Raw genomic sequence first — 23,167 nt, forward strand, 5'->3', positions numbered from 1 at the left:
GCAACACAGCAGATAAAGATAACGGGATTATCGATGAGCACAACCGAGCTGCATTCACTGGATTTATTAACCCTGCCGGTGTGGATTGTTTCGCCGCATACCGAAGAACTGGTGTTCGCTAATACCGTTGCACGGGAACTGATGCAGGCCCCCTGCTTTTCTCTACTCCGCAAGGGCATATTTTCAACTCATGCCCAGAATGATTTAACCATGTATCTCAGCGATTTGAGAAATCATCACGACATTGTAGAAATCCTTACGGTTTGCCGCGAAGGTGAAGACGTCGCGATGGCCAGCCGCCTGTCCATCCGCTCTCTGCCGGAATCAGGTGACGTCATTCTTTTCGAAGGCATTGAAACACCGACTTCGCAAGGTCTGAAAGCGAGTCGTTCAGCGAATTATCAGCGAAAAAAACAGGGATTTTACGCGCGTTTTTTCCAGACCAACTCGGCCCCAATGTTGCTTATCGATCCGTCCCGTGATGGGCTGATCGTTGATGCAAATCTCAGTGCGCTAAATTTTTATGGCTATAGCCATGATACGATGTGCCAGAAACATACATGGGAAATCAATACGCTGGGCCGTCATATACTCCCGGTGATGCATGAAATCGCCCATCTTCCCGGTGGCCATAAGCCTTTGCATTTTGTGCATAAACTGGCAGACGGCACATCCCGGCACGTACAAACCTACGCCGGGCCAATCGAAATCTACGGTAATAAGCTCATGTTGTGCATTATTCATGATATTACCGAGCAAAAACGGCTGGAACAGGAGCTTGAGCGTGCGGCCCTGCGTGACGCCTTAACGGGATTGCTTAACCGCCGTCATTTTTATCAGGTAACCGAGCCGGAACAGACCCACGCGATGTCATTGACACAGGATTACAGCCTGCTGTTGATCGACACCGATCGCTTTAAAAGCATTAACGATCTTTTTGGTCATTTAAAAGGTGATGAGGTACTTTGCGCTCTGGCCCGCACACTTGAATCCTGTGCAAGAAAGGACGATCTGATTTTTCGCTGGGGAGGTGAAGAATTTGTGCTGCTGCTGCCGCGAACCTCGTTAGATATTGCCCTCAATCTCGCAGAAGTGATACGGGCGACAGTGGCCAAAGTGACTCTCCCTGGCCTTCCCCGCTTTACCGTCAGCATTGGCGTAGCTCGGCACGAAACAAATGAAAGCATCGATGAGTTATTCAAACGCGTTGACGACGCGTTGTACAAAGCCAAGAACGAAGGCAGGAACAGAGTGCTGGCCGCCTGATGTTTACGTCGTTCAGCGACTGCGTTTAGCGTGACGCTCCCAGTTGTCCTGTTTTGCCTGTGCGGTTTTACGCAATGCCACATAACATGCCCCGCTGCCGCCGTGATGCGGCAGTGCGGCGCAGTATGCTTGCACGTCGTCAAATTCCGTCAACCAGCGCGCCACGTAGCTGCGAACAATATTGGCATGGGAGTTATCGTCACGTCCCTTGCCGTGTATCACCAACACGTTACGCAACCCTTCCTGCTGCGCCTGCAGAATAAAGCTAAAGAGCATCTGGCGACATGTTTCAACAGGTTGGCGAATAAGATTAAGGCTCGCCTGCTGCGGGTATTTTCCGTTTCGCAGCTTGTCAGTCACGCCGTTCTGTAAACCTTCGCGACGAAACTCGAGCGGCACATTCAACGGGACAATATCGAGAAATCCCGTCGAGAGAAAATTATCCAGTTGTAGCGTATCAATACGCGCCGGAGTGCGAAGATTGCGCATGGGTTGCCAGTGCACATCGGCATGGTTTTTCAGCGGTTGAACATCCCCCATAGCGTCAAGAAACAGCGATGCATCATCAAGGTTCATGTTTCATCCTCCAGCGTATTGCGACGGGCATTATCATAACCGCGCACTATTATACCGACAACTATACCGGTAACGGTTTACGGTTATTTCCAATAATTAACCGGATCCTCCGCGCTGAACCGACCTACTCACGACAAATTGATATCCGTTTTTAGGGGTATAGCTGCGACGGTCACTGGCGTGATAATGTGTAGCCTCGCCTGAATGCTGTAATGAGAGAAACGGATGCTTAACTTACTGGAAGACACCATCGACACGCCGCTGGGCCCGCTGTGGGTTATTTGTGATGAGCAATTTCGCCTGCGCGCAGTGGAATGGGATCAGCACAGCGATCGCATGGCACAATTGCTTGATATTCATTACCGTACAGAAGGTTATCAGCGCATTACCGCCAAAAATCCTGGTGGATTAAGCGACAAACTCTCTGAGTATTTTGCCGGAAACCTCAGCATAATTGACACGCTGGAAACGGCAACCGCTGGGACGCCTTTCCAGCGTGAAGTCTGGCAAGCATTACGCACTATCCCCTGCGGGCAGGTCATGCATTATGGTCAGTTGGCCGAACAGTTGGGGCGCCCCGGCGCTGCAAGAGCCGTCGGCGCTGCTAATGGCTCCAATCCAGTAAGCATTGTGGTCCCCTGTCATCGCGTCATTGGACGTAACGGCACCATGACCGGATATGCCGGCGGTGTACAACGAAAAGAGTGGTTATTGCGCCACGAAGGTTATTTGCTACTCTAGATTCCAGGCAATTAATGCCTTATTCATCACACTTCCGCATAATGCGGCCCCAGATTAAGTGTGGTTAATCAAGCAGATACAAACATTCGCTCCAGTTATGCCTGAATTATTCTCTATTGGGAGTAGCTCAGGCTTACGTGCTCACCAAAAAGATGTTAAAATTGACAAATATCAATTACGGCTTGAGCAGACCTATGATCCCGGAAAAGCGAATTATACGGCGCATTCAGTCTGGCGGTTGTGCTATCCATTGCCAGGATTGCAGCATCAGCCAGCTTTGCATCCCGTTCACACTTAACGAGCATGAGCTTGACCAGCTCGATAACATCATCGAGCGCAAAAAGCCTATCCAAAAAGGGCAGACGCTCTTTAAAGCAGGTGATGAGCTTAAATCACTCTACGCTATCCGCTCCGGAACGATAAAAAGCTATACCATTACCGAACAAGGCGATGAGCAAATTACCGGTTTCCATCTGGCGGGTGACCTGGTAGGTTTTGATGCCATTGGTAGCGGCCATCACCCGAGCTTTGCTCAGGCGCTGGAAACCTCAATGGTATGCGAAATTCCTTTCGAAACCCTGGATGACCTGTCCGGTAAGATGCCGAACCTGCGTCAGCAGATGATGCGTCTGATGAGTGGCGAAATCAAAGGCGACCAGGATATGATCCTGTTGCTGTCGAAGAAAAACGCTGAAGAGCGCCTGGCGGCCTTTATCTACAATCTGTCTCGTCGCTTCGCCCAGCGTGGGTTCTCGCCTCGTGAATTCCGCCTGACCATGACCCGTGGTGACATCGGTAACTACCTCGGTCTGACGGTTGAAACCATCAGCCGCCTGCTGGGTCGTTTCCAGAAAAGCGGCATGCTGGCGGTGAAAGGCAAATATATCACTATTGAGAACAGCGACGCGCTGGCAGTTCTTGCCGGCCACACGCGTAACGTTGCGTAATCTTTCCGCAAGCCTCTCTGTTATCCTTCTGTCAAATCGCTAAATTTTCCCGATTTATTGATCTGGCAGGAGGTTATTCCCTGTTTTAATAATCAACTTGTAATGTGTGCACCCGCCGTTTATCCATACTCAGACAAAGGAATGTTATGAATCATATTCACAGGGAAAGCACCTGCGCGCGTTTGCAATTAAACTCAAGCCTGGACCATGAACTTGATGGCTATAAATGGGCACGTGACCATGTCGGTCAATCTGGTGCTGCCATCTACCGACTTTACGACAAAGTGGATGCCCCTGAATTATATCTGAAGCAAGGTAACGGTAGCGTTGCCAATGATATTACGGATGAAATGGTCAGGCTCATCTGGTTGAAAGATTACATCCCGCTGCCAAACGTTAAGCATTTTTCCCGAACGCCTGACGTAGCATTGCTACTCACCACGGCAATACCAGGGAAAACTGCCTTCCAGATGTTAGAAGAGCACCCTGATATGAGTAATGATATTGTTGACGCTTTGGCGACATTTTTGCGTCGGTTACATGCCATTCCAGTAAATAGTTGCCCCTTTAACAGCAATCACCAATTTCGTCTCACACTGGCACAAAACCGGATGAAAAATAATCTTGTTGATGCCGAGGATTTTGATGATGAACGCAATGGCTGTTCTGTTGAACAGGTCTGGGAAAAGATGCACACTCTTTTGCCCTTCTCATCTGTTCCTGTTGTTACTCACGGTGACTTTTCACTGGATAACATTATTTTTTGTAATGATGAAATAGTGGGGTGTCTTGATGTGGGACGAGTTGGCATCGCCGATCAATACCAGGATCTCGCTATTCTCTGGAACTGCCTCGGTGAATTTTCACATTCACTGCAAAACAGGCTTTTTCAACAATATGGCATTCCTCAACCCGACGAGAAAAAATTGCAGTTTCACTTGATGCTTGATGAGTTTTTTTAAATTTACAGCGCATTACTGCCAAAGCGAGCGGAAGAGTCGGTGCACTACAGGCTGAGAAAAATTGTTTAAATTGAGCGGGATGTAGATAAAAGCTGGAGATTTCCCCAATTTATTGATCTGGCTAGAGGTTCTCCCCTGTTTCAAACCACATTATTGGGTTACTCTTTTAGTTACAAACTGCGATGACAGTTGTAAGGAGACCCTGTATGGCTATGTATAAAAATATGCTGGTCGTCATCGACCCTAACCAGGACGATCAACCAGCATTACGGCGAGCTGTTTATTTGCATCAACGGATTGGTGGCAAAATTAAAGCCTTTTTGCCGATCTATGACTTTTCCTATGAAATGACTACCCTGCTGTCGCCTGATGAGCGTACGGCAATGCGTCAGGGGGTTATCAGCCAGCGAACTGCATGGATACGTGAACAAGCGAAATACTATATCGAAGCAGGGATCCCTCTGGATATTAAAGTGGTCTGGCATAACCGACCCTTTGAAGCCATCATCCAGGAAGTCATCAGCGCCAGGCATGACCTGGTCCTCAAGATGGCGCACCAACACGACCGCCTCGAAGCCGTAATATTTACGCCAACCGACTGGCATTTATTGCGTAAATGTCCAAGTCCGGTATGGATGGTGAAAGACCAGCCATGGCCTGAAGGGGGTAAAGCACTGGTTGCCGTAAACCTCGCCAGTGAAGAGGCTTATCACAACGCGCTCAATGAAAAACTGGTCAAGGAGACGCTACAGCTTGCAGAACAGGTTAACCATACCGAAGTGCATCTGGTAGGCGCCTACCCTGTCACTCCAATCAACATCGCGATTGAACTGCCTGAATTTGATCCCAGCGTTTATAACGACGCAATCCGTGGACAGCATCTGCTGGCCATGAAGGCGCTACGCCAGAAATTCAGTATTGATGAGAAAGTGACGCACGTTGAAAAAGGCTTACCTGAAGAGGTCATTCCTGATTTAGCCGAGCACTTGCAGGCGGGTATTGTGGTATTGGGGACCGTCGGACGTACCGGTATTTCTGCTGCGTTTCTTGGTAATACCGCGGAACAGGTTATCGATCATCTACGCTGTGACCTGCTGGTCATCAAGCCGGATGAATATCAGACGCCAGTTGAACTGGACGACGAAGAAGACGATTAACCACACAATAAAATGCCGGATGGCGATATCATCCGGCATTTTAAACGCCTAGTGTTGCTCCTCACCACCGAGGAAATAGATACCAAGCGGGATAGCCAACAGAATCGTAAACACCATGCTGTAGACACAAATCATTGCAGATTGAATGGCATACATTGAAGCGGTCCAGTCGGATAGCGGAATGTCATACTGTTCAATAACGCCACCGATCGTCGCTCGCGTCACGACCGACGCTGCGATAATAAACACTCCAAGCAGGCACAACAGAAACTTCCGTCCCTTCGCTGTTTTCAGCTTAGCCATGATCATAGTACTGTCCTTTTGCAGATGAAAACCTTGTTACTCTGCGCTAACAATACCATGACATTAACTTACTGTCTGCTACATAAACCGCATACAGGGTTGACGTCAGCGTTATTTCGCTGAGAATAGCGCTGATTGCATTATTTATCTCTCCTTTTGATTAATGATCTGACCGCCTTAACTGAGTAAAATATCTGGGGATTAGGATGTCAGATGATATTTAGCTAACACGGAGTTGCCAGGAAGAATCATGATCGCTGAACTGTTTATGAATAATGCGTTTAATTTGACGGTAATTCTTAGCTGCTGTGCCGCGCTGGTCCTGATGAGCGTCTGGTATCATCGTGGGGAGCGTCGCTGCAAAGGATTCATATTTCATGCCGCACAATTTTTTGTCTATGCCATTATCATTGGGACGTTTGGCAGCATTGCTAATAACGTTATCGAAAGTTACAGCCTGAAATTTATCTCCCCCAGCGTGGTCGACTTTATCTGCACCTCGTTGATTGCGTTGATCCTGACCATCAAACTTTTTCTGGTGATTAATCAGTTTGAAAAGACGCAGATTAATAAAGGCAGAGATATCACCAGCGCGAGGATCCTGTCGCGTATCATCAAGATCACCATCGTGGTTGCCATCATTTTACTGTATGGCGAACACTTCGGTATGAGCTTATCCGGCCTGTTAACCTTTGGCGGTATTGGCGGTATCGCAGTGGGTATGGCGGGGAAAGATATTCTGAGCAACTTTTTCTCAGGCATTATGCTCTATTTCGACAGACCGTTTAGCATAGGCGATTGGATCCGCTCCCCGGACCGCAATATTGAAGGCACGGTAGCAGAAATTGGCTGGCGAATGACTAAAATAAACACCTTCGACCATCGTCCGTTGTATGTGCCAAACTCGATTTTCTCCTCCATCAGCGTAGAAAACCCAGGGCGCATGACCAACCGGCGAATTAAAACGGTGATCGGGTTACGATATGAGGATGCCGATAAAGTCGGTGCCGTTGTCGAGTCGGTCAGAGAAATGCTGCAAAACCATCCAGGAATAGACCAGAAACAAACTCTGTTGGTCTATTTTAATGAATTTGCCGATTCATCGTTGAATATCATGGTGTATTGCTTCACGAAAACCACCGTCTGGAAGGATTGGCTCGCGGTACAGCAAGACGTTTATTTAAAGATTATCACGATAGTCCAGGCAAACGGTGCCGACTTTGCATTCCCCAGCCAGACGCTGTATATGGATAATCCTGAAGCATCGCCATCGACACACTAACAAAAGAAAAGACGCGGAAATCCGCGTCTTTTTTGTACTTATTTCAATGAAGCAATATCAATTACAAAGCGGTATTTCACATCGCTTTTCAACATCCGCTGCCAGGCACGATTAATATCCTGAATATCGATCACTTCGACATCGGCGGTAATACCATGCTGACCGCAAAAATCCATCATCTCCTGCGTTTCGGCAATACCGCCGATAACTGAACCCGCCACGGATCTACGCCCAAGGATCAGGGGAACCGTATTCAGCAACGGATCCAACGCACCAAGATAACCAACCAGCACCAGCGTACCGCTTAGCGCCAGGGTTGGGATATAAGGGTTCAGGTCATGAACGTAGGGCACAGTATCGATAATCAGATCAAACTGATTCGCTGTCGCTTTCATCTGTTCACTGTCAGTGGAAAGCACAACGTGACTGGCACCCAAACGTCTGGCATCAGCTTCTTTGCCCGGTGAACGCGTAAACAGCGTAACTTCCGCGCCCAGCGCATTTGCAAATTTGATTGCCATATGCCCGAGTCCACCCAGACCGACAACCGCGACTTTACTGCCCTCACCTACCTGCCAGTGGCGCAGTGGCGACCATGTTGTGATCCCGGCGCAAAGCAGCGGCGCCGCACCGCGTAAATCGATCCCTTCAGGGACCTTCACCACAAACTTTTCGGTAACGACAATTTTGTCAGAATAGCCGCCGAAAGTAGGCAGGCCGTCATGACGGTCGATATCGTTATACGTTAGCGTGTTACCTTCTTCGCAATACTGCTCTAGCCCCTGCTCGCAGGCGCTACAGTGTTGACACGAATCAACCATGCAGCCGACCCCTGCGAGATCGCCCACTTTGAATTTTGTTACCGACTTACCAACATGCACCACGCGGCCAATGATCTCATGCCCTGGTACCATCGGATATTTAGCGCCGCCCCAATCGTTGTAGGCGTTGTGAATATCCGAGTGGCATACACCGCTGTATAAAATATCGATAACCACATCATCTTCACGCGGATCGCGACGAACAAAATTATGGGGGACTAAATCTTCTTTCACCGCCAGAGCAGCATAACCCTTCACATTCATGACCATTGAGATCTCCTCAGGGATTAGGAGTTACCAGAACCAGCATAGTTCAGGGCAGCAGGTTGTACTCAGCGTCGCTAACCGGTTCCAGCCATTCGTTCGACGCGCCAGGAGCCGGGATTTCCACAGCGATATGAGCAAACCAACTATCACGCGCAGCACCGTGCCAGTGTTTCATTCCAGCCGGAATGTGCACGACATCGCCGGTTTTCAGCTCACGTGCCGGTTTATTCCACTCCTGATACCAGCCTCTGCCACCGGTCACCAGCAATATTTGTCCACCCTCATGATGAACATGCCAGAAGTTACGACAACCCGGTTCAAATGCGACATTGCCAATTACCACGCCTTCCATGGAGAGCATGGTCAGATAGCTGTCGCCAGTGAAATACTTCGCATACGCTTCATTTTTCTCTCCACGTGGAAAGACGCTGTTACCATCAAATTGTTCGTTCATAGTGACTCCAGTATGGATAATGTCCGCGGTGTTCATGCCAGACATTCATCAAGAACCCTACGGGCATTTTCCCCAATCCCGGCTCCACAGTGATATTCAAGTATCGTAATAAACTCACTAAGTTGCTCAGGGAGGATCCCGATGTTAAGGCATATCGCAAAATGGCTTTTCAACTGGCTGTTAACGCCGCCCACAACGGCCAGCGCCGAAACGGTCGCCCATTCACGGTCCTGCCAGTCAAGTACATCTCGCTGAAAAATATCGCCAAACAGATGTGCTTTGAGCCAGACATCAATAGCGGGTGCAAAGTCAAACAGCGGACCGCTTACAGGCTGTCCAACCAGTTGCGTCTGAGTTAGGCTCCCAGCCTGAACACTGTTCCAGTCTGCAGGTGGCGGCGTGGCCGTTCTACCTTCGTCGTCTGAAAGCCCTTTCTCGCTTCGACTTTTTACCACCGACATAAAGCAGGACAGACCGTTCAGGCTGCGAGGGAAACCGCAGTATGCGTAGAGCTGTAGCAGGATCTCTTTTACTTCACTGAGCGTGAGTCCCGCATCCAGTCCGGCATTGAGCGCGACGTCCAGCTTTTCCATCTGTCCTGTGGCAGTGAATGCCGCAATGGGGATGATTGCCTGTTGTCTGGCATCCAGTTGGTATTGCATATTCGACTCTCCAAAACGGTGGCAACATTGCACCACCGGGGGCTGAAAACAGTAAAATTATAGAGACTCGACGTGTCGGTGATTAGAGAGGAAAAGAAGGACAAACTTATGAGCTGTGCTCATCAATAATGAGCAGCAGGTACTCATTATTTGCAGGTAACTGATTGAAGACTTACGCCACAATCTCGATTAAATTGCCGTCAGGATCTTTTATCACCGCTTCGTAATAACCATCGCCAGTAGTGCGCGGACCTGAGACTAATATCCCCTGTTCCTGCGCTTGCAATGCAATGGCATCAACATTTTCATTGCCGCCAACAGAAATGGCGAGGTGTACCCATCCGCAACGATTATTGTCAGATTGCTGCCCGATAAGACCCGGTTTGGTCATTAACTCAATCGCAATTTCCTCGCCAATTTTGACAAAATAAGATTCAAAACCAGGATTGGTTTTACTGCGGTATTTCTCGTTGATCTTGCCGTCAAAAAACGAGACCCAGAAGCAAGCTTGCTGCTCGAGATCCTGTGTCCATAAGGCCATATGCGCAATCTTCATAGCGAACCTCTTCCCGTTGTATCCAGAATAGTACGGCCCCTGTAAGGGATGTTGACATCGTTAATCATAATGCACGATCATGCACTCTATTGCTCGATGTTTATTTCACCTGGAGTATCTATGCTCGATTACGCCGCATTCCCGGAACAGCGCCAGGCGCTTATCTTTCAGATCCTGCAAGAAAACGGCAGGGTCATTTGTTCTGAACTCGCTAACCGATTAGGCGTTTCTGAACATACAATTCGTCGTGATTTGCATGAATTGAGCAAAGATGGCGTGTGTAAAAAAGTTTATGGTGGCGCGGTCATTACACTCCCTGAATCCGAAGACATCGACGTACGCAAGAGTATTAATGTAGCCAAAAAGAGCAACATCGCGCAGAGATGTGCCCGACTGGTCAAATCTGGAAGCTGTATTTTTATCGACACGGGTAGCACCAATCTGGCAATGGCAGAAGCTCTGCCCGCCGAACTGGCATTAACCGTGGTGACAAATTCACCGGAGATTGCCGCCGTTTTGCTAAAAAAACCGCTGTTTGAAGTCATTATGCTGGGTGGCGTGGTGCAGAGATCTTCAGGTGGGTGCGTGGGAGCTTCCGCCATCGCGCAAGTGCAGGACATTTTATTCGATCAGGGATTTATTGGCGGCTGCGCGATGTCGCCTGAATCCGGCTTAACGGGATTTGATTATGCGGATTGTGAGTTCAAAAAAGCGGTGATTAAACAATGTAATGAAACTATCGTCGCGCTAACGGCTGAAAAAATCCCAGCCGTCGCCCGATATGTCGTTACCGAAAGCAGCAATATCGATGTGATTGTTGTAGAGGACAACATCAGCAAAGAGTACGCCACAGCGTTCCAGGCGCACGACATTCGAATTTATACAGTCTAACCGCGGTAGGCTCGCTGAAAACTAACTGTGCTAAACGTCGCTCCGGGCGTCAGCGCGGTGATCGCTGACAGACAATCCAGACGGATTTTTTGCTGGTTTTCAGATTGCTCCACTACCAGAAATTCTTCTTTTTCCACGGTGGTACACGTCGTCAGCGCTTTAGCATCAAAACATGTGCCATCCGTTAGTTCAATGTGCAACCAATAGTGGTACATGCAGGCGATTTCCAGATAATCATGAAGATCGCAATCTATCGGGTGATACTCTTCGGCCGTTTTCATCACATTACCTTCCCCAACGTCTTGTATATTCGGGAAATCGCCAACGCAACTTCCCGAACTTTCCAGCTATTTCAACGCTTCAATGGGAGCGCCGAAATTAATATGCAGCACATTGCCGTCAATCACCAGCGCCGGAACAGATTTCACGCCAGCCACTTCAGCCTCAGCAACCCGATCAGGTTGCTCTCCCAGATGAACCACATCGATTTCAACATCCGCAGACAAATGCTGCAGAAGTGTCTGTTCTGCGGAAACACAAACCGGGCAACCTGCATGATAGAAACGAGCTTTAGTCATGATACATCTCCTTTAAATTATAGTATCGATTCGATACTATAATTTATGCTACGCTGCTTTTATCCTTTGTCAATATAGTTTTTAATCGATACTATATGCCGAGGAGGATTTGTTATGCCCGACATGTCACTTTTCGACGTACTTGACCGGCTTTCCAGCCTGACAAGGATGTGGTTTCGCCAGCATCCTTTACTGGCGGATCTCCAGCCAGTGCAACTTAGCGCGTTAATGTATCTGGCCCGTTGCAACCGTTATTCCAATACGCCGCTTGGCGTGACAGACTACCTTGGTCTCACCAAAGGTACCGTGTCGCAATCGCTGAAGCTTTTGGAAAACAAAGGGTTGATTGTTCGCAAGCCGGATGACCGTGATAAACGTAGCGTCCATCTACACTTAAGTGAGTCGGCCAATACCTTACTGGAAGCCCTGCTGCCCCCCACGTTTTTAGTGGAGGGTGAATCGGTAATGGGTGAACGGGCGATCGTGCTCAGAGAGCTGCTGTTAGAACTGTTACGCGGGATCCAGAGGACCAACAATGTGCCTGGCTTTGGTCTTTGCCATAGCTGTCGCTTCCACCAAAAAACGGGTGGTCAGGGATATTGTAATCTGACAAAAGAGAGATTGAGTGAAGAGGATGCGTTGCTGATTTGCCGGGAGCACCAGCCCCCGGAAACTTAAAATGGCTGGTGCAAAATCACACCAGCCATTATCTCTGTTAGTGCTTAACGATATACATTGTGCGGCTATAGGCCACATCTTCAGGGTTAGTAATCGGATACCCTTTCAGCCACGGTTTAATTAAACGCCCGTTGGTATACTGATAAATCGGTGCAATAGGTGCCTGTTCCATCAGAATTTTCTCCGCGGCGTTATAATCGGCATTGCGCGCTTTCTCTGTATTCTCCAGAGTTGCCTGGGTCAACACTTTGTCGTACGCCGGATCATTAAAGCGGGAGATATTGCCCGTATGGGTCGATGTTAATAGCGACAAGAACGTAGAAGGCTCATTGTAGTCACCCACCCATGAGGCGCGGATCACATCAAAATTACCGGTATTACGGCTGTCGATATACGTTTTCCATTCCTGGTTCTGCAGTTTTACGTCAACACCGAGGTTCTTCTTCCACATAGAAGCCACAGCGATAGCAATCTTCTGATGATTTTCTGAGGTGTTGTACAGCAGCGTCAGTTTAAGCGGTTTCTGCGGGCCATAGCCCGCCGCGCGCAGCAGCGTTTTCGCCTGCGCGTTCAGCTCTTCCTGACTCATTTGCTCAAACGGTGAAGGTTCCGGCACAAATCCTGCCGTTACATCCGGCGTAAAATGCCATGCTGGTTTCTCACCGGTACCCAAAACTTTCTCCGCCATCAGACGACGATCGATAGTCATGCTGAGCGCCAGGCGCACGCGTGAGTCGGCAGTCGGTCCCTTCTGGGTATTGAAGGCATAATAATAAGTACCAAGCTGCGGCGGGGTGTAAACCTGACCCGGGATATCCTTCAACAGTTTCTGGTACATATTTTTCGGGAAGGACTCGGTAATATCAATATCACCAGCAAGATAGCGCTTGGTCGCAGCTGATTCCTGGTTGATCGGCAGGAAGGTGACTTTTTGCAGCACTGTTTTGGCGTTGTCCCAATAATGCGTGTTCGGCACCACTTCCAGTTTTTCGTTTACGACGCGATCTTTGAGCACATAGGCGCCGTTACCAATCAGATTGCCTGGTTTGGTCCACTCTTTGCCGCTCTCAACGTTGGCTTTTTGTACCGGATAGAATGCAAAACTCGCCGTCAGATTGGCAAACCAGGGCAGCGGTTTATCCAGTTGAACTTTCAATGTCCGTGCATCAACAGCACTAACGCCAAGTATATCAGGCGTGGCTTTGCCATCGATAATAGCCTGAGCATTATTAATACCCGCCAGCGCAGCAAACCAGGCAAACGGCGACAGCGTTTTTGGATCAACCAGACGCTGCCAGCTATAGACAAAATCCTGCGCCGTTACCGGCGTACCATCCGCCCATTGCGCATTGTCACGCAGCGTAAACGTCCAGATGCGGTTATCGTTACTCTTCCACTGGGTAGCGACGCCAGGCACGATCTCACCCTTCTCATTCTGGTTGACCAGCCCTTCAAATAGATCACGAATAACCTGTATTTCAGGCAGCCCGACGGCTTTTGCCGGATCAAGCGACGCCGGTTCGTCTTTTATATGACGCACCAGTTCTTGTTTCTCTGCCAGTACCGTTCCGCTGGGAACATCAGCAGCCCAGGATAAAGAAATGCTGCTAACCAACAACGCACAACAGGTTACTGAAACAGAATACTGCATAAGATACCCTCAATTCCGGCTACTAAGTGAATGTGTAATTATTTGTATCGCCAGCAGGAAATGCAATTAACTTCCGACAAGAAAGTGATATTACACCTGAAAAGATAAGTGTGTGAAAACGATTTGATTATCCATACATTTTGCACAACACTGCGAGTAACAATCCAAGCATTCAGAGATGACTATGACCGTTACCCGTCCCCGTGCCGAGCGCGGCGCATTCCCACCTGGAACCGAACATTACGGACGTTCCTTGTTAGGCGCACCGCTAATCTGGTTTCCTGCACTGGCAGCCGATCGTGAAAGCGGCCTGATACTGGCGGGAACGCACGGCGACGAAAACTCCTCTATCGTTACCCTTTCCTGCGCATTGCGTACGCTTAACCCTTCCCTGCGTCGCCACCATGTGGTGCTGGCCGTAAACCCTGACGGTTGCCAGCTTGGACTGCGCGCAAATGCGAACGGCGTCGATCTGAACCGTAACTTTCCCGCCGCAAACTGGAAAGCGGGCGAAACGGTGTACCGCTGGAACAGTAGCGCAGAAGAGCGTGATGTGGTGTTGTTGACCGGCGAAAGTCCGGGTTCGGAACCAGAAACCCAGGCGTTGTGTCAGCTTATTCACCGAATTCATCCCGCCTGGGTAGTCTCTTTTCACGATCCACTGGCCTGTATTGAAGATCCCAGAAGCAGCGAGCTGGGTTCGTGGCTGGCACAGTCGTTTGAATTGCCTCTGGTCACCAGCGTAGGTTATGAAACGCCCGGCTCTTTTGGGAGCTGGTGCGCAGACCTGAATTTACACTGCATAACCGCCGAATTTCCGCCCATTTCATCGGATGAAGCGAGCGAAAAATACCTGCTGGCCATGTCCAATCTGCTGCGCTGGCACCCTAGGGATGGAGCTGCCCGGTCGTAAAATGTAGGGCTGGCTCCGCATCGCTGGCCAGCCACGTAGGGCCATCAAGATCGGCAAAGTTAACCTGCGGCGTAAGCGGTAACGCCGCACCAATAGCCCGGGAGGTACACAGCATGCAGCCCAGCATCAGCGCAAATCCCTGCTCGCGGGCTTCCGTTGCCAGCGCCAGTGCTTCCGTCAGACCGCCTGTTTTGTCCAGTTTGATATTGACCATTTCATAGCGTCCGTGCAGCGCTTTCAGGCTACTGCGAGTGTGGCAACTTTCATCTGCGCAGATGGGCAGCGGATGCACAAAATTCTCCAGCGCGGCATCATCCTGGGCCGGCAGCGGCTGCTCCAGCATCGCCACCCCTAAATCAGCCAGAAGCTGACAGCGTGCCGCAAGGCCTTCTGCCCGCCAGGATTCGTTGGCGTCGACAATAATCGTGGCGTCAGGAACAGCCGCACGAATGGCAACCATCCGCTCACTAATTAAGCGAGCATCCAGTTTAACTTTCAGCAGTTTTGCGCCATTTCCCCACAGCGCAGCCGCGCTCGCAGCCATTTGTTCCGGCGAGCCAATCACTACGGTTTGCGCCGTCGTCACCACTTCCGCCAGTTCACTTCCCACCAATTCCGCCAACGACTTCTGCTGTTGACGCGCACTCAGATCCCACAACGCACAATCTACGGCATTTCGCGCAGCTCCTGCTGGCAGCAGTTTTTGCAGTTCTTCACGCGTCAGTCCGTTTTCCAGTTGTGGTGCAATGCTCATAATTTGCGCCAGGACAGAGGCATCGCTTTCACCGTAGCGTGGGTACGGTGTGCACTCGCCAATACCTGTGACGCCATTTTCTGTCAATTCGACGACAACCACATGCGCTTCGGTCCTGCTCCCACGGGCGATGACAAAGGGAGTGTGCAGCGGCCAGGCTTCCTCATATACCTTAACTGTTCTCATTTGTTTTCCTTAATGCAGTCCCTGAAGCGGATATCCGCAAATAGCGTTTGCCGTGTTAACTGTTGATGGCATAAACTAGCCTCGACGTTAACTATATGTAAACAGGAAGATAACCATGTCACAAACCGTTCATTTCCAGGGCAACCCGGTTGCAGTTGCCGGCTCCATTCCTCAGGCTGGAAGCAAAGCTCAGGCTTTTACCCTTGTGGCTAAAGACCTGTCTGACGTTACGCTGGGCCAGTTTGCAGGCAAGCGCAAAGTGCTGAATATTTTCCCAAGCATCGATACCGGCGTTTGCGCGGCATCGGTACGTAAGTTTAACCAACTGGCGACAGAAATCGACAATACCGTCGTACTGTGTATTTCGGCCGACCTGCCATTCGCCCACTCTCGTTTTTGCGGCGCGGAAGGTCTGAGCAACGTTATCACGCTGTCCACCCTGCGCAACGCAGAATTCCTGAAAAACTACGGTGTTGAAATCGCTGAAGGCCCGCTGAAAGGTCTGGCCGCACGTGCCGTAGTTGTTATCGATGAAAATGACAACGTCGTCTTCAGCCAACTGGTCAATGAAATCACCAACGAACCAGACTACACAGCGGCGCTGGACGTACTGAAAGCGTAAGCTGCGTTTGCATACAAAAATGCCTCCGCATGGAGGCATTTTCATTTACGACATTACTCTTCGCTTTTTTTCTGTTGGCTCAGGCCGTACTCGCGCAATTTATTGGCAATCGCGGTATGCGAAACGCCGAGGCGCTTGGCCAGCTTGCGCGTGCTGGGATAATTCATATACAGCTGCGTCAGCACGGAGCGTTCAAAGCGGCTGGTAATTTCATCCAGCGACCCTTCCATTACCTCTTCTCCGACCGCAACCGTTGCCGCGTCGTAATCCGGCAGCAAAATATCCTGTGGCCGCAGCTCATAGCCTTCAAGCTGGGTCAGCGCCCGGTAGATAGCGTTTTTAAGCTGACGCACGTTGCCCGGCCAACCGTAACGGGTCAACACCGTGCTGAGATCGGCGGACAGCTTCGGACGCGGCACGCCCTGTTCATCGGCAAAACGCGCCACAAACAGTTCGGTAAGCGGCATAATATCTTGTGGGCAATCGCGCAGCGGCGGCAGGTTTAGCGTCAGTACATTCAGACGATAATAGAGGTCCTCACGGAAAAGTCCTTTCTGCACCAGCTCCACAAGGTTCTTTTGCGTCGCGCAAATCACACGGACATCAACATGAACTTCGTGATCTTCTCCCACGCGACGGAACGTGCCGTCATTGAGAAAACGCAGCAATTTGGTCTGCATACGCGGCGACATTTCGCCAATTTCATCTAACAGAACCGAACCGCCATTCGCCTGCTCAAAGAACCCTTTTTTGCCTTCCGGCGCATGGCCAAACAGCTCGCTTTCAACCGCATCTTCAGGGATTGACGCACAGTTCAGCGCCAGATACGGTTTCGACGCACGCGGGCTTGCCAGATGACAGGCATGGGCAAAAAGATCTTTGCCGGTGCCGGTATTACCAGTAATCAGCAGCGGTGCGCTCAGCGTCGCCAGCTTGCGCGCTTGTTCTACGACGTGTTTCATTTTGGCGCTGACGGCAATAATCTGGCTAAACGCGCTGAGATCCTGCGTTGTCATATTTTGCAGCTGACGTCCCATTCGGATGGTGGAGCGCAACATCACCACCGCGCCGGTCAGCATCTGCTCCTGATTTTCGCCCTGCAAATGGACAGGCGTAATTTCCATCAGGAAATTCTGCCCGTTAATCACGACATGTTCGCTATGGGAATCCTGCGGATTGCTTTCCAGCCAACGCTGGAAGTTAAACCCATTGATTAACTGGGCTGCGGTATGGTTGCGCATCCGCTCCTGGGTGTGCGCAAAAAGTTGACAGCTCGCAGGGTTCGCCATCTCAACTTTGCTTTTCATATCAAGAGAAAGGACCGGTTCTGGCAACGCTTCAAGCAGAGCACTCAGCGCCAGATGTTCACGTTCGGAAGGCATCCAGGGTACGGTACGCACATCCGTAACCCCTGAAATACGGCGGATTTCAGCCATCAGACTGCTGAAGTTGGTGAACTCCAGCTCCGCAAAATTAAGGTAAATTCGCCCGATGGGGTCAATCTCGATACCGCGTAAATCAATGCTTCTGAGCACCAGTAAATCGAGCAATTCGCGGGTCAGACCAAGACGGTCTTCACAAAAGACTTCCAAACGCATAGGAACCTTCACCTGGACAAGGGATTATGTGTTAAATGATAAGACAGTATTTGGTTTGCAGGAAGAACTCTGTCAACAAATATTGACAGCGCGCTGGAAAATTAGGCGCCGGGGCGTAAAGTTATACGATCGGCGCCTGTTTTATAGCTAACTTTCGCGCGGAGATTTGTTCTTTTGTAAGGTCTCTTTCACCTGACCAATCAGTTGACGGCGAAAATCGCCCAGTCGTGGCTTATCATCATCGATCCACGGCAGCGGTCGGCAAAGCTCCATAGCTTTAATGCCCAGACGCGCCGTTAATAACCCCGCGCCAATGCCCTGTGCGGCACGCGTTGATAAGCGGGCGGCTAAATCCTGCGACATCCAGTCCATCCCTACTTCCCGCACCAGCTCACTGGCCCCGGCAAAAGCGATATTCAACAACACCAGGCGGAACAGGCGCAGACGGCTGTAATAACCAAGTTCAATGCCATACAGCGATGCAATGCGATTAATCAGGCGCAGATTGCGCCAGGCGATAAACGCCATATCCACCAGTGCCAGCGGGCTGACGGCAATCATCAGCGTGGACTCTGCCGCTGAACGACTGATCTCACGCCGGGCTTGCGCATCCAGCACCGGCTGCACCAGATGGGCATACAGGCTGACCACTTCGCGATCGTTCTGCGTTTCATGAATTGAGGCATACCAACGCTGTAGAGCCGGATGCGACTGATCGATACCCGCCTGCTGCGCCAGTTTTTCACAAAATGCACGACCTTTTCCGGTTCCATGGCTGTGGAGCAAGTCTCGCGCTTCATCACGTTCGTGCGCGCGCTGACGCAATCGCCACAATCTGCGCCACTCGGTCGCCACCGATCCGACACCTGCGCCGATAATCAATGCGCCTGCGGCACATCCTCCCAGCGCGACCCAGTCCTGAGTCTGCCAGGCGTTCATGGTCCACTGCACACCCTGAGCAACAACGCTCACGCCAAACAGCGCCAGCCCGCCCATCACCATCTTGCGCCACAGACTGCGTTTGGGGCGTAAGGCCGCATCAATGACGGCCTCCGCCTGACCTTCGTCTTCCAGGGGTTCATCCACTTTCGCCGGAGAAAAAGTCTGCGCCTCCGTTTCGTTGAACATTTGCTGCGCTTTAAACGCCGTGTTTTGTTCCACGTCCAGCGGACCTGAGAAGTCGATACGCGGTTTTAACGGCTCGCTCATCGCAATTTATCTCCTATTAAAAACTCCAGCGCGGCATCGAGGCGGATATGTGGTAAGGGTTTATCGACATCCATAACCTGCGGGCGAAATGCTTCAAACTGAAATCCCTGGCGGTCCCAGAACGACTGTCCTGGCAGTCGCGCGGGCACTTCACCAGGATAAACGGTCAGCGGTTCGCCATCGCTCAGACGATTACCACGCAGCGCCGGGATCTTTTCACCTTTCACATCGATCAAGCCGCTGGTGGTTGCCTGCACCGATGCCAGCCCCAGACAATCCATGCTGATACCTTCGAACGCCGCGTTTTGCCAGGCATCCTGGATCAACTGCTGTAAAAGCGACACCATATTGGCGTGCTGATCGACTGTGACGTGGTCAGCTTTGGTGGCGGCAAACAGCAGCTTGTCGATCACTGGAGAAAATAGCCGACGAAACAGCGTGCGCTGCCCGTAATGGAAGCTTTGCATCAACTGGGTAAGCGCCAGGCGCATGTCGTTGAACGCCTGTGGCCCGCTGTTGAGCGGCTGCAGGCAATCGACCAGCACAATCTGGCGGTCAAAGCGCAGGAAGTGATTCTTATAAAACCCTTTGACGACCTTTTCGCAGTAATAATTGAATCTTTCGCGCAACATGCCAGCGTTGGTGTGTTTGTCAGCCTGCGCCAGCTTTGATTCACCCCAGGCATCGACATCCGGCCACGGGAAGAATTGCAGCGCAGGCGCGCCCGCCATATCTCCGGGCAGGACAAAACGGCCCGGTTGAATAAAATGTAGGCCCTGCTGTTTACACTGATGCAGATACTCCGTCCAGGCGGCAGCAATTTCCGCCAGACGGTTTTCATCAGCAGGCGCCAACGGATCCAGCCCCTGGCATAACTGCCGCCATTTTGCCGACCATTCGCCCCGCTGCCCCTGCAATAATCCGGTCATTTGCCGCGACCAGCTCAGATAATCTTGGGCCAGCATCGGTAAATCGAGCAGCCACTCCCCCGGATAATCGACGATCTCCAGGTACAGCGTGGAGGTGTCTTTAAAGTGGCGCAGTAAAGAGTCATTGGATTTATAGCGCAGCGCCAGACGTATTTCACTCACGCCACGCGTAGGGGTCGGCCAGGTCGGCGGAGAACCGTACAGCTGTGCCAGTCCCTCATCATAGGTAAAGCGCGGAATGCCAAAATCGCGTTGAGGAACCCGTTTCACGCCAAGCAGACGCTCTTCGCGCACGCAACTGAGCAACGGCAAGCGCGCACCGGCATGAATATTGAGTAACTGGTTTACCATCGCGGTGATAAACGCCGTCTTACCGCTGCGGCTAAGTCCAGTAACAGCCAGGCGTAAATGCCGGTCTACCCCGCGATTAACCAGCGAATTGAGTTCATTTTTAAGTCGCTTCATCGCCATCCCGTTTTGCTGAAGGAACCGAAGAAATTATAACAAACAGGAAGTAAAGATAGGGGCCAATTCTTACTTATCAACTACCTGTGCTGTTTCAGGCGGCATTATTCTTACCGCCTGTAGCAGAATGAATGCGGGCGGTTTATTTATTCTCTACTTTAGGAAGCGCTATCTGATTGATGCCACCTTCATTCGTCACCTGCGTATAGCCCATTTCAGTTAACATATCCTTCGCCTGCCCCGATTGACGCCCGGAGTTGCAGTACAGCTTCACGGTGTCGTTCTTATCAGGCACTTCAGCTGCGATACGCGTCTTCATCTCTTTCAACGGAATGTTGACGGCCCCCTGAATATGCTGCTGTTGGTACTGTTCAGGAATGCGAACATCAATCCAGTGTTCAACTGCATAAACCGGCATGCCGATGACCAGTGCCAACGCTAATACGCCTTTTTTCAACATAATATCTTCCCGACTGATTGTTGGATTTAACCACCACACTATACGCCTGTTCTTAAGAAAATATTGCGACCGCATTATCACCGCCTGCAGGCGCGGACGATTGTTCCTCAGGTTACCCATGTTGCAGTTAGCCTTTTGATTTTTCTAACCGCATTCCGAGATTGTTGTCATTCGTCAATTAACTCCATAATATGTCCGCCATTGACTCTCGGACGGAGCTTGGGATCTATGTCTCCTACCATTTATGATATTGCACGAGCCGCTGGCGTATCAAAATCCACGGTATCGCGCGTGCTTAATAAGCAAACCAACATCTCGCCGGAAGCGCTTGAAAAGGTGCTGCGCGCAATTGATGAGTTACAGTATCAACCTAATAAACTTGCTCGCGCGCTGACCTCTTCCGGGTTTGATGCAATAATGGTGATATCTACCCGTTCTGCAAAAACAACTGCCGGTAATCCGTTTTTCTCTGAAGTGTTGCATGCAATTACTGCCAAGGCTGAAGAAGTCGGTTTTGATGTCATATTGCAGACGTCGCGAAGCACCGAAGATGATTTACAAAAATGTGAGAGCAAAATTAAGCAGAAGTTGATCAAAGGGATCATTATGCTGAGCTCTCCTGCCGATGAATCATTTTTTGCTAGTCTGGATAAATACAACGTACCGGTTGTGGTTATTGGGAAAGTTGAAGGTGACTACGCCAATGTCTATTCTGTAGACACCGATAATTATCGCGACAGTATTACGCTGACAAATGCGCTGATTGAGAGTGGCCACCGTAATATAGCCTGTTTGCATGCACCGCTTGACGTCCATGTTTCTATCGACCGCGTTAACGGTTATAAAGCCAGCCTTCAGGCACATAACATTAAAATGCGCGATGAGTGGGTTATTGACGGCGGGTATACTCATGAAACCGCCCTGCTTGCTTCTCGAAAATTACTGAGCCAGCAGCCGCTACCCGATGCCGTATTTGCGACAGACAGCTTAAAGTTAATGAGCTTATATCGCGTGGCGGCCGAGAAAAACATTGACATCCCACAACAACTTGCCGTTGTAGGCTATAGTAATGAGCTACTTTCTTTTATGCTCACACCAGTTCCTGGTGGAATTGATGTACCTACTCAGCAGTTGGGTGAACAAAGTTGTAATTTATTATTTAATCTGATTGCAGGTGAGAAAGGATTACAGAATATAACTGTAAGCACGCAAATATCTTTGGCCGACTCACTGGTGTAAAAACAGGGGCATAATAATGCCCCTGTTCTTTTTTAGAATGCGTAGTTCACGCCTATACCAGCATAATGGAACCTGTCGCTTTCGCCTTCGTCATGATCTTCCCATTCATAAGCATACTCCAGAGACATTGATAAACCGTTCTGGAAATCATACGCATACAGTAAACCGAGACGATTGAAATCATGGCCTTCGCGTTCAGGATCATCCTGCCAGTCCCAGTTTGACCAGCGATCAAGCCCCAGGCGGGTATACGGCGTCAGGGTTGTATTGCCGAAGGACAGAGGCAAATAAGCACGAATTTCCTGGGTTGAGAACTCACCATTATTACGCGAATCTGCCAGATTAAAGCCGCGTTCAAGGTAATAGTTCACAGTTAACCCTACTGTTTCGTTAAACGTATAATTCAACCCGCTCTCACTTTCGACGCGGCTATCAGAGTAGCCGGTGGTGCTCAAATCATTAACGAATTGATACATCGCAAACCAGCCGCTAAAGCGAAGGTCATCGCTAAGTTTAACATCCCAATCTGGCTGCACTTTCCAGCGCTGCATATTAGCTGTGTCTTTTCCGGGTTCATTCACATAGTGATAACCGTAATTACGGAAGCCACCTGTCAAGCCGAAATTAACATTCTCGCTTTCGAGGAATTGATAGCGGACTTCCAGTTCAGGTCGGTCAAACCACGTACCGCGCTTACCCTCGCTGTAATCAACCGGCCCTTCCTGGTAATAGGCCAGCGATATTTTCCACGGCCCATTGGACGCATTAAAATAGACGGACGGCTCAGCCAGTCCATCCATATCTTCGCCCTGACCTTCAACGTTTTCTATTTCGTACATAGCACCTATATTAAAGTGCCAGTCATTCTTTTCAGCAGCCTGCGCGCAGGCCATTCCTGCGCTCATAATCAGCGCAGTAGCGGACAGTAGGGTTTTCATTATTATTCCTTGTTAAAATACTCGCAAAAATGCCCCAAGGCGTGGGGGACTATTATCCCCCC

The 23,167-nt window shown here is 50.2% G+C and carries 26 protein-coding genes; 11 read left to right on the top strand and 15 right to left on the bottom strand.

Annotated elements, in window-relative coordinates; translation table 11 throughout:
* The first annotated feature begins 33 nt into the window (after window positions 1-33).
* A complete protein-coding gene (locus OGX86_RS08210; protein WP_008784893.1) occupies window positions 34-1,266 on the top strand; it encodes a GGDEF domain-containing protein in 1,233 nt (410 codons plus the stop codon).
* 12 nt (window positions 1,267-1,278) lie between these two features.
* On the opposite strand, the gene smrA is transcribed toward OGX86_RS08210, so the two are convergent.
* Window positions 1,279-1,842: a DNA endonuclease SmrA gene (smrA, locus tag OGX86_RS08215; protein WP_032943576.1), complete on the bottom strand. Its 564-nt coding sequence runs from the start codon at window positions 1,840-1,842 to the stop codon at window positions 1,279-1,281.
* A 225-nt stretch (window positions 1,843-2,067) separates the two neighbouring features.
* Between smrA and ogt the strand changes: the two genes are divergently transcribed.
* The 4 genes from ogt (at window position 2,068) to uspE (ending at window position 5,649) form a co-directional block, all read left to right on the top strand.
* Window positions 2,068-2,583 carry a methylated-DNA--[protein]-cysteine S-methyltransferase gene (gene ogt / locus OGX86_RS08220; RefSeq protein WP_048216289.1) on the top strand — a complete coding sequence of 172 codons (516 nt, stop codon included), beginning with the start codon at window positions 2,068-2,070 and terminating at the stop codon, window positions 2,581-2,583.
* 194 nt (window positions 2,584-2,777) lie between these two features.
* Window positions 2,778-3,530, top strand: coding sequence for a fumarate/nitrate reduction transcriptional regulator Fnr (gene fnr / locus OGX86_RS08225; RefSeq protein WP_003020397.1), 753 nt, complete (start codon window positions 2,778-2,780; stop codon window positions 3,528-3,530).
* 146 nt (window positions 3,531-3,676) lie between these two features.
* Window positions 3,677-4,492, top strand: coding sequence for an APH(3')-I family aminoglycoside O-phosphotransferase (locus tag OGX86_RS08230; RefSeq protein ID WP_087878563.1), 816 nt, complete (start codon window positions 3,677-3,679; stop codon window positions 4,490-4,492).
* A gap of 206 nt (window positions 4,493-4,698) precedes the next feature.
* Window positions 4,699-5,649 carry a universal stress protein UspE gene (gene uspE, locus OGX86_RS08235; RefSeq protein WP_008784897.1) on the top strand — a complete coding sequence of 317 codons (951 nt, stop codon included), beginning with the start codon at window positions 4,699-4,701 and terminating at the stop codon, window positions 5,647-5,649.
* Window positions 5,650-5,697: 48 nt separating this feature from the next.
* Here the strand turns inward: uspE and OGX86_RS08240 are convergent, their stop codons facing one another.
* Window positions 5,698-5,958, bottom strand: a complete 261-nt coding sequence (locus OGX86_RS08240) for a DUF2534 family protein (protein ID WP_003020403.1) — start codon at window positions 5,956-5,958, stop codon at window positions 5,698-5,700.
* 244 nt (window positions 5,959-6,202) lie between these two features.
* Here OGX86_RS08240 and OGX86_RS08245 point away from each other — a divergent pair, with 244 nt between their 5' ends.
* Window positions 6,203-7,234, top strand: coding sequence for a mechanosensitive ion channel family protein (locus OGX86_RS08245; protein ID WP_096149693.1), 1,032 nt, complete (start codon window positions 6,203-6,205; stop codon window positions 7,232-7,234).
* Between the two features lie 38 nt (window positions 7,235-7,272).
* Here OGX86_RS08245 and OGX86_RS08250 read toward each other — a convergent pair whose 3' ends face one another.
* The 4 genes from OGX86_RS08250 to OGX86_RS08265 form a co-directional block, all read right to left on the bottom strand.
* On the bottom strand, window positions 7,273-8,325 hold the full coding sequence (locus OGX86_RS08250) for an NAD(P)-dependent alcohol dehydrogenase (protein WP_048223942.1): 1,053 nt from the start codon (window positions 8,323-8,325) through the stop codon (window positions 7,273-7,275).
* Between the two features lie 43 nt (window positions 8,326-8,368).
* Entirely contained in the window at window positions 8,369-8,776 is a 408-nt protein-coding gene (locus tag OGX86_RS08255; protein WP_020996378.1) for a cupin domain-containing protein, read from the bottom strand.
* A gap of 32 nt (window positions 8,777-8,808) precedes the next feature.
* Window positions 8,809-9,438 carry a carboxymuconolactone decarboxylase family protein gene (locus tag OGX86_RS08260; protein WP_087878516.1) on the bottom strand — a complete coding sequence of 210 codons (630 nt, stop codon included), beginning with the start codon at window positions 9,436-9,438 and terminating at the stop codon, window positions 8,809-8,811.
* 172 nt (window positions 9,439-9,610) lie between these two features.
* Complete coding sequence (locus OGX86_RS08265; RefSeq protein WP_096149694.1) at window positions 9,611-9,994, bottom strand: VOC family protein; 384 nt, start codon at window positions 9,992-9,994, stop codon at window positions 9,611-9,613.
* A 120-nt stretch (window positions 9,995-10,114) separates the two neighbouring features.
* Here OGX86_RS08265 and OGX86_RS08270 point away from each other — a divergent pair, with 120 nt between their 5' ends.
* On the top strand, window positions 10,115-10,885 hold the full coding sequence (locus OGX86_RS08270) for a DeoR/GlpR family DNA-binding transcription regulator (protein ID WP_008784903.1): 771 nt from the start codon (window positions 10,115-10,117) through the stop codon (window positions 10,883-10,885).
* Here the strand turns inward: OGX86_RS08270 and OGX86_RS08275 are convergent.
* Window positions 10,882-11,166, bottom strand: a complete 285-nt coding sequence (locus OGX86_RS08275) for a Rho-binding antiterminator (RefSeq protein ID WP_048223955.1) — start codon at window positions 11,164-11,166, stop codon at window positions 10,882-10,884. The two genes, OGX86_RS08270 and OGX86_RS08275, sit on opposite strands and share 4 nt — an antisense overlap.
* Before the next feature lie 66 nt (window positions 11,167-11,232).
* Window positions 11,233-11,463, bottom strand: coding sequence for a glutaredoxin family protein (locus OGX86_RS08280; RefSeq protein ID WP_008784905.1), 231 nt, complete (start codon window positions 11,461-11,463; stop codon window positions 11,233-11,235).
* 114 nt (window positions 11,464-11,577) lie between these two features.
* Between OGX86_RS08280 and OGX86_RS08285 the strand changes: the two genes are divergently transcribed.
* Window positions 11,578-12,141 (top strand): MarR family winged helix-turn-helix transcriptional regulator, encoded by a 564-nt coding sequence (locus OGX86_RS08285; protein WP_136391927.1) that lies wholly within the window; start codon window positions 11,578-11,580, stop codon window positions 12,139-12,141.
* Window positions 12,142-12,178: 37 nt separating this feature from the next.
* Here the strand turns inward: OGX86_RS08285 and mppA are convergent, their stop codons facing one another.
* Window positions 12,179-13,792 (bottom strand): murein tripeptide ABC transporter substrate-binding protein MppA, encoded by a 1,614-nt coding sequence (gene mppA, locus OGX86_RS08290; RefSeq protein ID WP_286639794.1) that lies wholly within the window; start codon window positions 13,790-13,792, stop codon window positions 12,179-12,181.
* Window positions 13,793-13,976: 184 nt separating this feature from the next.
* Between mppA and mpaA the strand changes: the two genes are divergently transcribed.
* Entirely contained in the window at window positions 13,977-14,705 is a 729-nt protein-coding gene (gene mpaA / locus OGX86_RS08295) for a murein tripeptide amidase MpaA (RefSeq protein ID WP_048216283.1), read from the top strand.
* Here mpaA and ycjG read toward each other — a convergent pair.
* On the bottom strand, window positions 14,680-15,645 hold the full coding sequence (gene ycjG / locus OGX86_RS08300) for an L-Ala-D/L-Glu epimerase (protein WP_048223963.1): 966 nt from the start codon (window positions 15,643-15,645) through the stop codon (window positions 14,680-14,682). The two genes, mpaA and ycjG, sit on opposite strands and share 26 nt — an antisense overlap.
* A 115-nt stretch (window positions 15,646-15,760) precedes the next feature.
* On the opposite strand from ycjG, the gene tpx reads away from it, so the two are divergent.
* Window positions 15,761-16,267, top strand: a complete 507-nt coding sequence (gene tpx, locus OGX86_RS08305) for a thiol peroxidase (protein WP_003020437.1) — start codon at window positions 15,761-15,763, stop codon at window positions 16,265-16,267.
* 53 nt (window positions 16,268-16,320) lie between these two features.
* Here tpx and tyrR read toward each other — a convergent pair whose 3' ends face one another.
* The 4 genes from tyrR to pspE all read right to left on the bottom strand — a co-directional run bounded on the left by tyrR (window position 16,321) and on the right by pspE (window position 20,928).
* A complete protein-coding gene (gene tyrR / locus OGX86_RS08310; protein ID WP_008784910.1) occupies window positions 16,321-17,865 on the bottom strand; it encodes a transcriptional regulator TyrR in 1,545 nt (514 codons plus the stop codon).
* A gap of 147 nt (window positions 17,866-18,012) precedes the next feature.
* Window positions 18,013-19,074 carry a YcjF family protein gene (locus OGX86_RS08315; RefSeq protein WP_032943592.1) on the bottom strand — a complete coding sequence of 354 codons (1,062 nt, stop codon included), beginning with the start codon at window positions 19,072-19,074 and terminating at the stop codon, window positions 18,013-18,015.
* On the bottom strand, window positions 19,071-20,468 hold the full coding sequence (locus OGX86_RS08320) for a YcjX family GTP-binding protein (protein ID WP_286639796.1): 1,398 nt from the start codon (window positions 20,466-20,468) through the stop codon (window positions 19,071-19,073). The genes OGX86_RS08315 and OGX86_RS08320 overlap by 4 nt, the downstream gene beginning before the upstream one ends.
* 142 nt (window positions 20,469-20,610) lie before the next feature.
* Entirely contained in the window at window positions 20,611-20,928 is a 318-nt protein-coding gene (pspE, locus tag OGX86_RS08325) for a thiosulfate sulfurtransferase PspE (RefSeq protein WP_048216281.1), read from the bottom strand.
* A gap of 228 nt (window positions 20,929-21,156) precedes the next feature.
* Here pspE and OGX86_RS08330 point away from each other — a divergent pair, with 228 nt between their 5' ends.
* Window positions 21,157-22,167: a LacI family DNA-binding transcriptional regulator gene (locus OGX86_RS08330; RefSeq protein WP_048216280.1), complete on the top strand. Its 1,011-nt coding sequence runs from the start codon at window positions 21,157-21,159 to the stop codon at window positions 22,165-22,167.
* A 32-nt stretch (window positions 22,168-22,199) separates the two neighbouring features.
* Here the strand turns inward: OGX86_RS08330 and OGX86_RS08335 are convergent, their stop codons facing one another.
* The gene (locus OGX86_RS08335; RefSeq protein WP_087878555.1) at window positions 22,200-23,105 is read right to left on the bottom strand and encodes an OmpG family monomeric porin; all 906 of its coding nucleotides are present in this window, start codon (window positions 23,103-23,105) and stop codon (window positions 22,200-22,202) included.
* Between the last annotated feature and the right edge of the window lie 62 nt (window positions 23,106-23,167).

It is taken from the genome of Citrobacter sp. Cpo040 (assembly GCF_030332915.1).
In the GTDB taxonomy this organism is placed as follows: Bacteria; Pseudomonadota; Gammaproteobacteria; order Enterobacterales; family Enterobacteriaceae; genus Citrobacter; species Citrobacter portucalensis.